Here is a 15281-nt window from a genome sequence, read left to right on the forward strand (position 1 = left end):
TTCTGGGCACCAATTCAAATTCAAGGTTACGGCCTTGAATTTCACAGAAACCCGCGAAAGCGGGTTTTTGCGTTTCTGGCTTTGAAAATCAACACGCCCTCCCCCCGTAGGAGCGAGCTTGTTCGCGATGCATTTAAAAGGCGGCGCTCTCTCGCAGACAGAACGCTTTATCGCTCTTGCCGATCGCGAGCAAACTTGCCCGCGACGATATCACCCCTGACAACGCATCAAGCCCTGAACTGCCCCAGACTCGCCTTCAACTGCGCTGCCAAGCCGTCCAGCACCTTGCCACTGGCCGTGGTTTCCACCACTGCCTGAGCCGCCTTCTCGGCCTGCGCATGAATGGTCTCGACCCGACCACGCACCGCTTGCGCACCCTGAGCCTGTTGCGCGGCGGCCTGGGTCGCCAGACCGATCGCCGCATGCACTTGCTCCACCGAGGCCTGCACAGATTGCTGAAGACGCGCACTGTCCCTGAGCACCAACAATCCTTCGTCGGCCTGGCGCCCAGCCTGGCCAATCGCCGCTACCGCCTCACGCGCACCCTGCTGCAACGCCACAATGTGCGCCTGAATATCGCCGGTGGAACTCTGGGTCTTGCTCGCCAGTGCCCGCACTTCGTCCGCCACCACCGCGAATCCGCGCCCGGTCTCACCCGCACGCGCCGCTTCAATGGCCGCGTTCAGTGCCAGCAGGTTGGTCTGCTCGGCAATCCCGTGAATGACCGTCAGCACCACCTCAATCTGCTCGCTTTGTTGCGCAAGTCGCTCGATCACCTGCGCTCCGGTTTCGACTTGACCCGCCAGCGCCTCGATCAGGCTGCCGACTTTCGCCGAAGTCCGGGTGTTTTCGTCAGTGGCCTGACGGATATCCACGACCTGTTTCAAAGCCGCCTGCATGGCCTGGCTTTCAGATTGGGCTTCGTCTGCCATTTGCGACAAAGCACGCAGACTCTCGGCCACTTCATCGCGCTGCATACCCGCTGCCGCATCGGCTCCGGCATTGCGCAGGGTCATGGCGCCGATTTCCACGCCAGTCCGCTGGGCTACGTCGCCTGCTTCGCGCACGATCGGCTGCAACTTATCCACAAACCGATTGACCGCCGACGCCATGTCGCCGATCTCGTCCTTGCTGTTGATTTGCACGCGCTTGGTTAGATCACCCTCGCCCGCCGCCAGGTCATCCATGGCGATAATCAGCATTTTCAAGCGATTGACCACTCGACGCCCAAGCACCACCGCCAGCAACAGCAGGACACCAAAGCCCACGACCGCCAGACAGATACCGATACGCCAGCGCAGGGTGGCCGCGGCTTCTTGCACGGTACTGGTGGTATTGGCTTTCATTTCAGCCGCCGTGGACTGGGCCGATTGCAGTCGCGAACGCATGGCGGTCGCACTATCGGCCGCTGCCCCCTTCAGACTGTCACCCACCAATTGATCGCTGCTGGCGATCAAGGCGGAGAAGCGTTTGTCCAACGCCGCCAGATCGGTCTCAACCGACGCGGTCGAGACACCCATCAAGACCTTGCCGATTTCCACGCCATTGGGGTTGATCGAGGCTTCGATGTAGAAGACCGAAGGATCGTTCTTCGCCGCATCCAGCACTTTGTCCAGCGCCCGCTCACCCTGACCCTTCTCCAGAAGCGCCTTGTTGATCGGGTTTTCCCGGTTGAGGTAGCGCGTCAGGTGCTGACCCGTGGCGTCGTCATACACCACGAACAGTACATTGGGATTGCGCTGGGCCCTGCGCGCGAACTCGGACAAGGTTGGAATGTCGTTGTCCCACATGGCGCGCGGCGCAACCGATGCCAGGAGTTGCGCCATGTCGCCGGCGGAATCCTTCAGGTCCTTTTCCAACGTCTCGCGCAGTTGTGCCTGCTCCTCCTCCAAACGCGAGGACAACCCGGCCGTGAGGCGCTGACGCGTGCTGGTGGAGAGGCTATCGAGGCTCGACGTGACTTCGCGCCCCGCCTGCTCGAGTTCGCCAGAGAGCTTCTGACTGTCCGCGCCCAGGCGCATGCCCAGATCGGCTTCCAAAGCGGTCACCGTGCTCCGTGTCAGAGCGACCGCCACCACCACTTGCACCAATAGAGCGATACCAAGCGTAACGAACACAGGCCTCAACAAACGGCTTTGTAACAATGAGAGAACGGCCGACACTAGAAATCCCTCTGCTTTGGCGCCATTAAATTGATAGCACACCTGAAAGGAGGCTCTTTTCAATGTTCACAGCAAAGGTCATGCCGTTCAGCAGGCAAAAACGACAAAGGGCCCGATGATGGGCCCTTTGTGTTTCACATCAATGTGTTATCAAGCAAACGGATGACGCAGAACGATGGTTTCGTTGCGGTCCGGGCCCGTCGAAATAATGTCAATCGGCGCACCGACCAACTCTTCGACACGTTTGATGTAGTTGCGTGCAGCCTGAGGCAGCTCTTCCAGGGTCTTGGCACCCAGGGTCGATTCGCTCCAGCCCGGCATTTCTTCGTACACCGGCTCCAGGCCGATGTAGCTGTCGGCGTCGGTCGGTGCATCGATCACTGCGCCGTCCTGATTCTTGTAGCCAACACAGATGTTGATGGTTTCCAGGCCGTCCAGAACGTCCAGCTTGGTCAGGCACAGGCCCGAGATGCTGTTCACATCGATGGCGCGACGCAGGATAACGGCGTCGAACCAGCCGCAACGACGGGCACGGCCGGTGGTTGCACCGAATTCGTGGCCACGCTTGGCCAGGAACGCGCCAACGTCGTCGAACAGCTCAGTCGGGAACGGACCCGAACCGACACGCGTGGTGTAGGCCTTGGTGATGCCGAGGATGTAGTCCAGGAACATCGGACCAACACCCGAACCGGTCGCGATACCGCCAGCAGTGGTGTTGGAACTGGTGACGTACGGGTAGGTACCGTGGTCGATGTCCAGCAACGAACCCTGGGCGCCTTCGAACATGATGTCCTTGCCAGCGCGACGCAGCTGGTGCAGCTCGGCGGTGACGTCCAGCATCATCGGCTTGAGCAGCTCGGCGTATTCCATGCACTCGTCCAGTGTCTTCTGGAAGTCGATTGCAGGCTCTTTGTAGTAATTGACCAATACGAAGTTGTGGTAGTCCAGCAACTCGCCCAGCTTGGCGGCGAAACGCTCGCGGTGGAACAGGTCACCGATGCGCAGGCCACGACGAGCAACCTTGTCTTCGTAAGCCGGGCCGATGCCGCGACCGGTGGTGCCGATCTTCAGCTCGCCACGCGCTTTTTCACGGGCCTGGTCCAGTGCGACGTGATAGGACAGGATCAGCGGGCAGGACGGGCTGATGCGCAGGCGCTCACGCACCGGCACACCTTTCTCTTCCAGCTTGTTGATTTCCCGCATCAGAGCATCAGGTGCAACCACCACGCCGTTGCCGATCAGGCACTGCACGCCTTCGCGCAGCACGCCCGACGGGATCAGGTGCAAGACAGTTTTTTCGCCGTCGATCACCAGGGTGTGGCCAGCGTTGTGGCCACCCTGGTAGCGCACTACGGCGGCAGCATGTTCGGTCAGCAGATCAACGATCTTGCCTTTGCCCTCATCACCCCATTGGGTGCCCAGGACTACGACATTCTTACCCATAACACTTGTCCTCATTCGCGCAAACTTGGTGCCGGCGGTGGCCGGCAGGAAAACTCAAGAAGCCAGTGGCGATACTTGCCAAAGCCCGTTCTGCTGAATCAATTGCCGGTCGCAGTCCGCTTCACGGGCGGCGGCCAAAGGTTGTCCAGGCAAGGCCTGAACGACACGCTGACCCTCACTGCGCAACTGGCAAACCTGCTGCCAGAGTGCCGCATCCGTACTGTCAGGCATCCAGATACCGCCAGACGGTAGCTCGATTTCAGCACGCCCCAGGGTCACCAGGGTTTTCAAATCAGTGGAGAAGCCGGTTGCCGGACGGGCGCGACCGAAATCGGCGCCGATGTCGTCGTAACGACCGCCCTGGGCAATGGACTGGCCAACACCCGGCACGAACACGGCGAACACCACACCCGTGTGGTAGTGATAGCCACGCAATTCGCCCAGGTCGAAGTACAGCGGCAAATCCGGGAAACGCGAGGACAAACGCTCGGCAATCGCCAGCAAATCATTCAGCGCCGCCAGAACCGGGGCCGGAGCCCCCGCCAGACGCTCACGCGCAGCGGCCAGTACTTCGCGACCGCCGCACAGGTCGACCAACGCCCGCAGCATGCCCGACAAATCGGCAGGCAAACCTTCGGTCAAGGTAATGACCTCGTCGATGGCCTTGCGTTGCAATGCATCGAACAACTGCTGTTCGACTTCACCGGACAAACCGGCGGCGCGAGCCAGGCCGCGATAGATGCCGACATGACCGAGGTCCATGTGCACGTCCGGCACATCGGCCAGTTGCAGCATCGCCAGCATCAGGCTGATGACTTCGACATCGCTGCCGGGGCTGCCATCGCCGTACAACTCGGCGCCCAGCTGGATCGGGCTGCGCGAGGACGACAAGGCGCGTGGCTGAGCATGCAGCACGCTGCCGGCATAGCACAGACGACTCGGGCCTTCGCGACGCAGGGTGTGCGCATCGATACGCGCCACCTGCGGCGTGATGTCCGCGCGGAAACCCATCTGCCGGCCCGACTGCGGGTCGATGACCTTGAAGGTACGCAAATCCAGGTCCTGGCCCGCGCCGGTCAGCAGGGATTCCAGGTACTCGATATGGGGAGTCACGACAAACTCGTAACCCCAGCTCTGGAACAGATCCAACACCTGGCGACGCGCAACTTCAATGCGCGCCGCTTCCGGTGGCAGTACTTCTTCGATGCCATCTGGCAGCAGCCAGCGGTCTACCGTTGCCATTACGCCATTCCCCTATATCCGGGCGGCCAGCCAGCCCTCGGCCGAGCCTTGAGTGAAGCAGAAAATGATTGTTCCGCGCATGAACAACGGAGCGAAAAGCCTTCAACCGGCTTCGCCAACCACTTTCCTCGAAAAACCTGTCGAGCCTTTCGACTCGTACGCGTGCACCAAAAACAGCAATCAAACGTGCAGACGCAAAAAAGCCGGGAATTTCCCGGCTGCCGCATCATACACACGTTTTGCCAAAGGATCACCCCGCCAGAGGCGTTAGCCGCCCGGCGGAATGATTCGGGTCAACGCCGTATCAAGGCTTGGCTTTTTCCAGGTAGTGGAAGAAGTCACTGCTTGGGTCGAGGACCATGACGTCGGATTTATTCGCAAAGCTTTCACGGTAGGCGCGCAGGCTACGGTAGAACGCGTAGAACTCCTGATCCTGACCATAGGCCTTGGAATAGATCGAAGCGGCCTGGGCATCACCGTCACCGCGAATCTCTTCAGATTCACGATAGGCTTCAGCCAGCAACACGCGGCGTTGACGATCGGCGTCGGCACGGATGCCTTCAGCCAGCTCGTTACCCTTGGCGCGGTGCTCGCGAGCTTCACGCTCACGCTCGGTGCTCATACGCTCGAACACGCTGCGGTTCACTTCCTTCGGCAGATCGATGGTCTTGACCCGAACATCGACAACTTCAATGCCCAGCTCTTTTTCAGCCATCTTGTTCAGCGAAGCCGTGATATCCGCCATCAGCGCATCACGCTCACCCGACACCACTTCGTGCAAGGTACGCTTACCGAACTGGTCACGCAGACCAGACTCCAGACGACGGGACAGACGCTCGTCGGCAATTTGCTTGAGACCGGACGTCGCGGTGTAGAAACGCTCTGCGTCCTTCACCCGCCACTTGGCGTAGGCATCGACCATCACGGCTTTCTTTTCCAGCGTCAGGAAGCGTTGTGTCGGTGCATCCAGCGTCATCAGGCGTGCGTCAAATTTACGCACCTGGTTAACGTAGGGCACTTTCACATGCAGGCCAGGCTGTACATCGGCCTGAACCACGCGACCGAACTGCAGCAACACCGCACGCTCGGTCTGAGCCACGATGTAGAAGCAGTTCCAGGCAGCGATCGCCACGACGACGCCGACAATAAGGGCGATCAGCGATTTATTGCTCATCAGCGACTCTCCCTGGTACGTGCTTGCTGTTGCTGCAGATCAGCTGCCGCACGCGCATTCGCTTCATTGCTGGCGGCGGCCGCACCGGTCACCGGAGTGCTGGTGTTGCGACCACTTTCGACCATTTTATCCAGCGGCAAGTACAGCAGATTGCTCTGACCATTCTTGTTGCCGGTCACGAGCACCTTGCTGGTGTTGCTGAAGACTTCCTGCATGGTGTCCAGGTACAGACGCTGACGGGTCACTTCAGGAGCCTTGCGGTACTCGGCAACGAGTTTGGTGAAGCGATCAGCCTCACCCTTGGCGCGCGAGACGGTTTCGTCACGGTAGCCATTGGCGTCTTCGAGAATGCGCTGGGCCTGACCACGAGCTTCCGGCACGACGCCGTTGGCATAGGTTTCAGCCTGGTTGCGCGAACGCTGCTCGTCTTCACGGGCCCGGATCACGTCATCGAAGGCTTCCTGGACTTCGCGCGGTGCCGCTGCGCTCTGTACGTTGACCTGAGTGACGGTGATACCGGTGCGATAGGTGTCCATGAAGCGTTGCAGACGTTCCTTGATTTCGCTGGCCATCAATTCACGACCTTCAGTCAGCACCTGGTCCATGGCGGTGGAACCCACCACATGGCGCAAGGCGCTGTCGGTCGCGTGCTGCAGACTGATTTCCGGCTGATCGACGCTCAGCACGAAATCCTGCAGGTTGCTGATCTTGTACTGCACGGTCAGCGGCACTTCGACGATGTTTTCGTCTTCGGTCAGCATTTGACCCTGCTTGGTGTACGCACGCTCACGCGTGACGTTTTCCATGTACTTCTTGTCGATCGGCGGGAAATAGATATTCAGGCCCGGGCCGACGGTTTCGTAGTACTTGCCGAAGCGCAGCACGACAGCCTGCTCCTGCTCGTCCACGACATAGACCGCGCTGTACAGCCACATGGCCGCCAGCACGACCAAGCCGATACCGAGCAGGCCGCCAAAGCCGCCACTCTTGCCCGGACCACTGCCGTCATCACCACGTTTCTTACCACCACCGAACAACCCGTTCAGGCTTTCCTGCAGCTTTCGGAAGGCCTCGTCGAGATCCGGTGGTCCCTTGCGGTCGCCATTATTGCGACGCTTGCCACCCCAAGGATCCTGATTATTCGAGTTGCCACCCGGCTCATTCCAAGCCATAGCGCTCTCCATCTGATAAAGCAAAGACGCACCCACGGCGCGCCGACCAATGCTACAGAATGCCTGTCACCACGGCACAACCGCTTTCTCAGGCTTTTATTGCAAAGTGTGTTGCTCGATGAATTCCATCGGCTGCAATCCTTCGCGGCTTACCAGTCGATTCAACTCGACCCGGGGCAAACGAACGGCCAGCAAACTGATGCCTTCTTCGTCGTGTTCTTCTTTTTGCACAGCGCCGAGTTCGAAAAACTGCGCACGCAGTCGAGCGAATCGTTGCGGCAAGCGCAGGGTACCGATAAACAAATCACTGCCAAGCAATTCGGCAATGGCTTGCTCAAGCAATTCCAGACCAGTCCCATCACGCGCCGACAGCCAGACCCGCTGGGGCTTGCCGTTTTCGTCGCGCTGGATTTGTGGCTCAACGCCTTCAAGCAAATCGAGTTTGTTATAGACCTCGAGGATCGGCAAGTCCTGGGCACCAATCTCGCCCAGCACCACCATCACCTGCTCGATCTGCAACATGCGATCGGGTTCGGCCGCATCGATCACGTGCAACAACAGGTCGGAGTTGCTCGACTCTTCGAGGGTAGACCGAAATGCCTCGACCAGCTTGTGGGGCAAGTGGCGAATGAAACCCACAGTGTCCGCCAGGACAATCGGCCCAAGATCGTCCAGATCCAGACGACGCAGGGTCGGGTCCAGCGTGGCAAACAATTGGTCAGCCGCGTAGACGTCGGATTTCGTCACGTTATTGAACAGCGTGGACTTACCGGCGTTGGTATACCCCACCAGCGACACGGTAGGGATATCCGCACGCGAACGACCACGCCGCGACTGTTCGCGCTGGCTGCGCACTTTCTCCAGCCTGCCCTTGATCTGTCGCAACCGAACCCGCAGCAAACGGCGGTCGGTTTCCAGTTGGGTTTCACCCGGGCCACGCATGCCGATACCGCCACCCTGGCGTTCAAGGTGAGTCCAGCCACGAACCAGCCGGGTGCTCATGTGGTCAAGCTGGGCCAGTTCTACCTGGAGCTTGCCTTCATGGGTACGGGCGCGTTGGGCGAAAATATCGAGAATCAGACCGGTACGGTCGATCACGCGACACTCGAAAACACGTTCGAGGTTGCGTTCCTGACTGGGCGTGAGGACGTGATTGAAAATCACCAGATCGGCCTCTTCGGCTTTGACCAGATCGCGCAGTTCCTCGACCTTGCCGCTGCCAATCAGGAATTTGGCGGTTGGCCGATGACGCGGCACGTTAAAAAACGCAACGGTCTCGGCGCCGGCCGAATTAGCCAACTCCTGAAACTCCTGCGGGTCTTCGCGCGCCTCAGGGTCCTGTCCATCCAAGTGAACGAGGATGACTCGCTCACCACCACCGTGGCGCTCAAAGAACAAAGGAGACTCCTATCAGGCGTTACCTGGCTCAGCATCACCTGCTTCGGATTCGGTTGCGCTAGGCAGACGAATTGGACGAACCGGCACTACTGTAGAGATAGCATGTTTGTAGACCATCTGGCTGACGGTGTTTTTCAGCAGGATGACGAACTGGTCAAAAGACTCGATCGTGCCTTGCAGCTTGATACCGTTGACCAGGTAGATGGAGACCCCAACTTTTTCTTTACGTAAAGTATTCAAGTAAGGGTCTTGTAGCGAATGCCCTTTTGACATGTGCCGCACTCCTTTAAGGATTCAATATAAAAAAATAGGTAAACAGATGACTTTGGCCGTCACACCCCCAAGGATAGACGGCAATTGCAAGGACTCAGCTCAATATGGAGATGGTCCCCAAGTATTTCAAGGCGCGCGGCAGATTGTCGCAATCGAGGCTGTCCAGCCAATGTAAATCAGCCCAACTGCGCAGCCAGGTGAACTGGCGCTTTGCCAATTGGCGCGTGGCGATGATTCCACGCTCCTGCATCTCGGCTGACGTCAGCTTGCCATCCAGGTAGTCCCAGACTTGTCGATAACCTACCGCACGTATAGACGGCAACCCGGCATGCAGGTCACTTCGCTTACGCAGGGCTACGACCTCGTCTATGAATCCCTGTTCCAACATTAAAGTGAATCTTTGTTTAATTCGCTCGTGCAATACCTGACGATTTGCCGGAGCAATGGCCAAGTTCGCGACAGTATAGGGCAATTGTTGCCGTCCCGAAGCGGCTGCGTCAGTACTTTGCGCAGATTGTTGCAAACGCAGCTCGGTCATGCTTCGACCGCTGACGCGATAAACTTCCAGCGCTCGACTGAGTCGCTGCGGATCGTTCGGATGAATCCGCGCCGCCGAAACCGGATCAATGACTGCCAGTTGTTCGTGCAAGGCTTGCCAGCCAAGGCGTGCAGCTTCTTCTTCGATCTGCGCGCGAACCTCTGGATCGGCGGCTGGCATGTCCGCCAGTCCTTCGAGCAAGGCCTTGTAGTAGAGCATTGTGCCGCCGACCAGCAGCGGAATTTTTCCGCGTGCGGTGATATCGGCCATGGCCTCGAGGGCGTCCCGGCGAAAATCCGCGGCGGAATAGCTCTCGGCGGGGTCGAGAATATCGATCAAACGGTGGGGATATTGCGCCAGAAGTTCTTTCGACGGCTTCGCAGTACCGATGTCCATGCCACGGTAAACCAGTGCCGAATCGACACTGATCAGTTCGCAAGGCAGGACTTTGGTGAGTTCGATGGCCAGGTCGGTCTTGCCGGCGGCGGTCGGGCCCATCAGGAAAATCGCAGGTGGGAGCTGGCTCATCAACGACCGCGCAAGAACAGTTTGTCCAGATCGTCCAGGCCCAACTGGGTCCAGGTCGGTCGGCCATGGTTGCATTGACCGCTGCGCTCGGTGTTTTCCATATCGCGCAGCAGACCGTTCATTTCCGCCAGGGCCAGACGCCGGTTCGCCCGGATGGCGCCGTGACAGGCCATGGTCCCAAGCAATTCGTTCAGGTGCGCCTGAATCCGGTCACTGGTGCCGTACTCCATCAGGTCGGCCAACACGTCGCCGACCAGTCGATTGGCTTCAGCCTGCTTGAGCAAGGCCGGAATCTGCCGGATGGCCAGTGTTTCCGGGCCAAGCCGCTGCAGTTCGAAGCCCAGGCGCTGGAACCAGGCAACGTGCTCTTCGGCGCAATCGGCCTCGCGCTGGCTGACCGCCAGGGACTCCGGCACCAGCAGCGGCTGCCCGCTCAAGCCTTCGCTGGCCATGGCGACTTTCAGGCGCTCGTACATGATCCGCTCGTGAGCGGCGTGCATGTCCACCAGCACCAGGCCCTGGGCGTTTTCCGAAAGGATGTAGATGCCTTTGAGCTGCGCCAGCGCGTAACCCAGCGGCGGGATATCGTCCTGACCGGCCGGCAGCGCTACAGCATTGGCCTCCGGCAACGGCGCGAAGAATTCACGATAGGCAGCCTGGGCCTCAGCAGCGGGAACCGCGGACTGAGGTCGCGGGGTGTATTGATACTGATAACCCGAACCAGATCCCGAGCCGGCCGGCGTATTGAACGACGGTTGCGCTTGAGGCTGCTCCAGCAACGCATTGGCAGCCAGGCGCATTTCGCCCTGCGGACCGAACTCGCCGGCCTCAAGCCCGGTAGGACGGACAATGGCCGTCGCCACCGGTGCAGCCAGTTGATCTTCCGGTCGCACATCACCCAGGGCACGGTGCAACGTACCGTAGAGGAAATCGTGGACCATGCGCCCGTCACGGAAGCGTACTTCGTGTTTGGTCGGGTGCACGTTGACGTCGACGCCCGCCGGATCGACTTCGAAGAACAGAACAAAGGTCGGATGCCGGCCATTGAACAGCACGTCGCGATAAGCCTGGCGCACCGCGTGAGCCACCAGTTTGTCGCGTACCGCACGGCCATTGACGAAAAAATACTGCAAATCCGCCTGGCTACGGTTGAAGGTCGGCAACCCGACCCAGCCCCACAGATGCAGACCGTTGCGCTCGATTTCAATCGGCAGTGCCTGTTCCAGGAAGCCCGGACCGCAGATCGCGGCCACTCGCCGGGCGCGGGCCGCATCATCATGGGCCTCGTGCAGGCTGAGAATGGTCTTGCCGTTGTGGCGCAAATGGAACGCCACGTCGAAACGCGCCAGGGCCAGACGCTTGATCACTTCCTGTAGGTGATCGAATTCGGTTTTTTCGGTCTTGAGGAACTTGCGCCGCGCCGGTGTGTTGAAAAACAGGTCGCGGACCTCCACCGAGGTCCCCACCGGATGGGCGGCTGGCTGCACGCGGGGCGCCATGTCACGGCCTTCGGTTTCCACCTGCCAGGCCTGATCGGCATCGCGAGTGCGCGACGTCAGGGTCAAACGCGCCACGGAACTGATCGACGCCAGGGCTTCACCACGGAAGCCCAGGCTCATGACCTGCTCAAGGTCTTCCAGATTACGGATCTTGCTGGTGGCATGACGGGCCAGCGCCAGCGGCAGGTCATCGGCGGAAATGCCGCTGCCATCATCACGCACCCGCAGAAGTTTGACGCCGCCCAGCTCCACATCGACATCGATGCGTTTGGCGCCGGAGTCGAGGCTGTTTTCCAGCAACTCCTTGATCACCGACGCCGGGCGCTCAACCACCTCACCGGCGGCGATCTGGTTCGCCAGTCGCGGGCTGAGCAGCTCGATGCGGGCAGCGTTGGTCAGCACCTGATTCATTCTTTGGCCGCCAGTTCAGTGCCGGGAATGGTCAAGTGCTGACCAATCTTGAGTTCGTCGCTCGACAGGTTATTGGCACTGCGCAGCGTGGCCGGCGACACCTGGTAACGCACCGCGATCATCGCCAGCGTCTCGCCGGGGCTAACCCGGTGGTCACGCGGGCCCTGGGCGATTTTGCCCGAGTCACGCAACCAGGCGATGTAGGTGCCAGGTGGCGGGTTTTGCTGGAAGAACTGACGCACGCCACTGCTGATAGAGCGCGCCAACGCCTGCTGATGGCTCGACGCCGCGAGTTTCGATGCTTCATTGGCGTTGGAGATGAACCCGGTTTCCACCAGGATCGATGGAATATCCGGCGACTTCAGCACCATGAACCCGGCCTGCTCCACCCGCTGTTTGTGCAACGGCGTGACCCGGCCGATGTTGGTCAGGACTTTCTGACCGACGTTCAGGCTGGAGGTCAGCGACGCCGTCATCGACAAGTCGAGCAACACGCCTGCGAGCATGCGGTCCTTGTCGTCGAGGCTGACGTTGCCGGCACCGCCAATCAGGTCGGAACGGTTTTCACTGTCGGCCAACCAGCGCGCAGTCTCCGACGTGGCGCCGCGATCAGACAGGGCGAACACCGAGGCCCCGAATGCGGCAGCTGAAGGCGCGGCATCGGCGTGGATCGAAACGAACAGGTCGGCGCCCTTCTTGCGGGCGATTTCGGTACGGCCGCGCAAGGGAATGAAGTAGTCGCCGGTGCGGGTCAGTTCGGCACGGAAGCCTTTCATGCCGCTCACCTGGCGCTGCAGTTCGCGGGCGATGGCCAGCACTACGTCTTTTTCGCGCTGACCGCGAGAGCCCGAAGCACCCGGGTCTTCGCCGCCGTGGCCGGCGTCGATCACGACAATGATGTCGCGCTTGCCGGCCGGCGCTGGCGGCAGCTTGATTGCAGGTTCCGCAGGAGTCACCGGCACTGCCGGCACGGTCGCGACCGAAGGCGTCGGCGCTGGAGGTGGCGCGGCGTCGGACGGATTGTCGAACAGATCGACCACCAACCGGTTGCCATACTGCGCGTTCGGTGCCAGGGAGAAACTTTTCGGGGTGACAGCCTTTTTCAGGTCGATGACCACCCGCAGGTCGGTCGGCGTGCGCTGGGCCGAGCGCATGGCGGTGATCGGGGTATTCGAGGTGTTGACGTTCAACGGCGATCCCAGGGTCGCGCCATTGATATCGATGACCAGGCGATCCGGGGATGTCAGGGTAAAGACACTGTGCTGCACCGGCCCCGTCAGATCAAACACCAGTCGCGTGTTGTCCGGCGCCCGCCACAGGCGAACACTGTTGACCTTCGTGTCGGCCACAGCGTCGACGGTTACCGCCAAAAACAACACCCCAACGGCAGCAACCAACGCGCGAAAGCGCATACCTAACCCCATCATTTATTTGGATTCCAATGCCAAAGCGGCACACCAGGACTCGCCACGCGAGCCTTGGGGCAAAATTTTCAGCGAACGCCCGCTGTCATGCGGGCTAATGGTAATGGTCAGGTCGGGCTTTGGCAAAAAGCCTGCACCCTTGTCAGGCCATTCGATCAGGCACAGCGCGTCATCTTCGAAATAGTCGCGGATGCCGAGGAACTCCAACTCTTCCGGATCGACCAGGCGATACAGATCGAAATGAAAGGCACGAATATCGCCGATCTCGTAGGGTTCAACCAAAGTGAACGTCGGACTTTTTACCGCCCCGACATGCCCCAGGCCACGGATGATGCCCCGGGACAGCGTGGTTTTCCCCGCCCCCAGATCTCCCTCGAGAAAGATCAGACCGTGCCCTTTCGTGGTTTGGGCGATGCGTGTACCCAATTCAGTCATCGCCGCTTCATCAGCCAGGTACAGGGTTACTTCAGACACGGTGCTTGCTCCTCCAACAACTGACGAATGGCTGGAATCAGATCACTGGCCGCCAGCCCACGGCCGAATTTACCTTGTTGCTCACCGGCATTGGCATGCAGCCAGACCGCCAGGCACGCGGCGTCGAATGCCTCCATGCCTTGGGCCAGCAACGCGCCGACCAAACCCGCCAGCACATCACCCAACCCGGCGGTAGCCATCGCCGGATGACCCTGGTGACACACGGCCAGCCGCCCGTCCGGACTGGCGATCAAACTGCCGGCGCCTTTGAGCACCACGACCGCTGTATATTTTTTGCTCAGCGCATGGGCCGCACCGGGCCGATCCGCCTGAACTTGCGCCGTGCTGATGCCTAACAAGCGAGCCGCTTCGCCCGGATGCGGGGTAATCACACAATCCCTGGGCAACCTCACCCGTTCCTCGGCCAGCATGTTCAGCGCGTCGGCATCCCAGACTTGCGGTACCGGCGCGTTGGCGGCAGCCGACAATAGACTGCGCCCCCAAGCCGCCTGGCCCAAGCCTGGGCCAACCACCAACACGGAAACCTTTTGAAGCAATCCCATCAGTTGATTGGCTGACGAAGCGCCCACCACCATCGCCTCGGGGATCCTGGCCAATGCGGCAGGCACGTGTTCACTGCGAGTGGCCACCGACACCATGCCGGCACCGCTGCGCAGCGCACTTTGCGCACTCAGCAGGATCGCACCACCGAAACCGCGATCGCCGCCCATCAGCAGCACATGGCCGAATTTGCCTTTATGAGAAGCAGGCGGACGCGCAGCCAGGCGTGGCAGGTTGCCGGCATTCAGACGACGCGCACTGACCGGCGCGCCCTCAAGCAACTGCGGATCGGCGTGCAAGTCGTTGAACACCAGTTCGCCCACCACATCCGCCGCGTCACCGGTGAACAAACCCACTTTCAAACCGATGAACGTCACGGTCAGGTCCGCCCGGACCGCGTGACCGAGGATGCGCCCGGTATCGGCGCTCAGACCGGAAGGGATATCCACCGCCGCCACCGGCAGACCGCTGGCATTGATCGCAGCAATGGCACTGGCATACGGCTCGCGCACGTCGCCGCTCAGACCCGTGCCGAGCAAGGCGTCGAGCACGACACCGCGCAATTCGGACTGCGCGTTCCACGCTTCAATAGAGACCTTTTCAGACATTGCCTCGGCATGGGCCAGGCCCGCATCACCTTGTAACCGTTGCGGATCGCCCACCGCCAACACCCGTACCATCCATCCGGCGCGCCGGGCCAGCACCGCCACTAGATAGCCATCACCGGCATTGTTGCCTTGCCCTGCCAACACGCTCAATTCGTTCGCCGATGGCCACTGACGAACCAGCGCTCGCCAGGTTGCCCGAGCCGCACGCTGCATCAATTCGAAGCCCTTTGTTCCGGCCGCGATCAGGCTCGCATCAAGTCCCCGGACCTGTGCGGCGCTGTACAGCGCGTCGGGTAAATCATCTTTAGTGTGCGGCATGCGTCTTCAGGCTCCGATGTCTGGCAGAATTATACGCACCTCAGCTCCGGTTTCTC

The 15281-nt window shown here is 60.3% G+C and carries 12 protein-coding genes; all 12 read right to left on the minus strand.

The features are described from left to right. Nucleotides 1–227: 227 nt before the first annotated feature. The 12 genes from AC1Q6D_RS22225 to AC1Q6D_RS22280 all read right to left on the minus strand — a co-directional run bounded on the left by AC1Q6D_RS22225 (nt 228) and on the right by AC1Q6D_RS22280 (nt 15225). Complete coding sequence (locus AC1Q6D_RS22225) at nt 228–2162, minus strand: methyl-accepting chemotaxis protein (RefSeq protein ID WP_103403321.1); 1935 nt, start codon at nt 2160–2162, stop codon at nt 228–230. Between the two features lie 150 nt (nt 2163–2312). Then, nucleotides 2313–3605 carry an adenylosuccinate synthase gene (locus AC1Q6D_RS22230; protein WP_047536735.1) on the minus strand — a complete coding sequence of 431 codons (1293 nt, stop codon included), beginning with the start codon at nt 3603–3605 and terminating at the stop codon, nt 2313–2315. Nucleotides 3606–3659: 54 nt separating this feature from the next. Beyond that, on the minus strand, nt 3660–4847 hold the full coding sequence (locus AC1Q6D_RS22235; protein WP_103403322.1) for an ATP phosphoribosyltransferase regulatory subunit: 1188 nt from the start codon (nt 4845–4847) through the stop codon (nt 3660–3662). Nucleotides 4848–5151: 304 nt separating this feature from the next. Then, the gene (gene hflC / locus AC1Q6D_RS22240; protein ID WP_090465431.1) at nt 5152–6021 is read right to left on the minus strand and encodes a protease modulator HflC; all 870 of its coding nucleotides are present in this window, start codon (nt 6019–6021) and stop codon (nt 5152–5154) included. After that, nucleotides 6021–7193, minus strand: coding sequence for an FtsH protease activity modulator HflK (gene hflK, locus AC1Q6D_RS22245; protein ID WP_103403323.1), 1173 nt, complete (start codon nt 7191–7193; stop codon nt 6021–6023). The genes hflC and hflK overlap by 1 nt, the downstream gene beginning before the upstream one ends. Before the next feature lie 96 nt (nt 7194–7289). Further along, nucleotides 7290–8591, minus strand: a complete 1302-nt coding sequence (hflX, locus tag AC1Q6D_RS22250; protein WP_046819838.1) for a ribosome rescue GTPase HflX — start codon at nt 8589–8591, stop codon at nt 7290–7292. Between the two features lie 12 nt (nt 8592–8603). After that, nucleotides 8604–8864: an RNA chaperone Hfq gene (hfq, locus tag AC1Q6D_RS22255; protein WP_007902656.1), complete on the minus strand. Its 261-nt coding sequence runs from the start codon at nt 8862–8864 to the stop codon at nt 8604–8606. A 94-nt stretch (nt 8865–8958) separates the two neighbouring features. Next, nucleotides 8959–9930 carry a tRNA (adenosine(37)-N6)-dimethylallyltransferase MiaA gene (miaA, locus tag AC1Q6D_RS22260; RefSeq protein WP_103403324.1) on the minus strand — a complete coding sequence of 324 codons (972 nt, stop codon included), beginning with the start codon at nt 9928–9930 and terminating at the stop codon, nt 8959–8961. After that, nucleotides 9930–11828 (minus strand): DNA mismatch repair endonuclease MutL, encoded by a 1899-nt coding sequence (gene mutL / locus AC1Q6D_RS22265; RefSeq protein WP_178083103.1) that lies wholly within the window; start codon nt 11826–11828, stop codon nt 9930–9932. The genes miaA and mutL overlap by 1 nt, the downstream gene beginning before the upstream one ends. A gap of 8 nt (nt 11829–11836) precedes the next feature. Beyond that, nucleotides 11837–13267: an N-acetylmuramoyl-L-alanine amidase gene (locus AC1Q6D_RS22270; RefSeq protein WP_103403326.1), complete on the minus strand. Its 1431-nt coding sequence runs from the start codon at nt 13265–13267 to the stop codon at nt 11837–11839. Further along, nucleotides 13268–13738, minus strand: a complete 471-nt coding sequence (tsaE, locus tag AC1Q6D_RS22275; protein ID WP_047536712.1) for a tRNA (adenosine(37)-N6)-threonylcarbamoyltransferase complex ATPase subunit type 1 TsaE — start codon at nt 13736–13738, stop codon at nt 13268–13270. After that, nucleotides 13726–15225, minus strand: a complete 1500-nt coding sequence (locus tag AC1Q6D_RS22280; protein WP_103403327.1) for an NAD(P)H-hydrate dehydratase — start codon at nt 15223–15225, stop codon at nt 13726–13728. Before AC1Q6D_RS22280 ends, tsaE begins: the two co-directional genes overlap by 13 nt. Nucleotides 15226–15281: the final 56 nt, after the last annotated feature.

This window comes from Pseudomonas sp. MT92 (genome assembly GCF_058792515.1).

What these genes read in the sequence shown, in the direction of transcription:
- AC1Q6D_RS22235 (WP_103403322.1), bottom strand. Translation starts at nt 4,847, where the DNA reads ATGGCAACGGTAGACCGCTGGCTGCTGCCAGATGGCATCGAAGAAGTA.
- AC1Q6D_RS22270 (WP_103403326.1), bottom strand. Translation starts at nt 13,267, where the DNA reads ATGATGGGGTTAGGTATGCGCTTTCGCGCGTTGGTTGCTGCCGTTGGG.
- hflC (WP_090465431.1), bottom strand. Translation starts at nt 6,021, where the DNA reads ATGAGCAATAAATCGCTGATCGCCCTTATTGTCGGCGTCGTCGTGGCG.
- miaA (WP_103403324.1), bottom strand. Translation starts at nt 9,930, where the DNA reads ATGAGCCAGCTCCCACCTGCGATTTTCCTGATGGGCCCGACCGCCGCC.
- hflK (WP_103403323.1), bottom strand. Translation starts at nt 7,193, where the DNA reads ATGGCTTGGAATGAGCCGGGTGGCAACTCGAATAATCAGGATCCTTGG.
- hfq (WP_007902656.1), bottom strand. Translation starts at nt 8,864, where the DNA reads ATGTCAAAAGGGCATTCGCTACAAGACCCTTACTTGAATACTTTACGT.
- AC1Q6D_RS22230 (WP_047536735.1), bottom strand. Translation starts at nt 3,605, where the DNA reads ATGGGTAAGAATGTCGTAGTCCTGGGCACCCAATGGGGTGATGAGGGC.
- AC1Q6D_RS22280 (WP_103403327.1), bottom strand. Translation starts at nt 15,225, where the DNA reads ATGCCGCACACTAAAGATGATTTACCCGACGCGCTGTACAGCGCCGCA.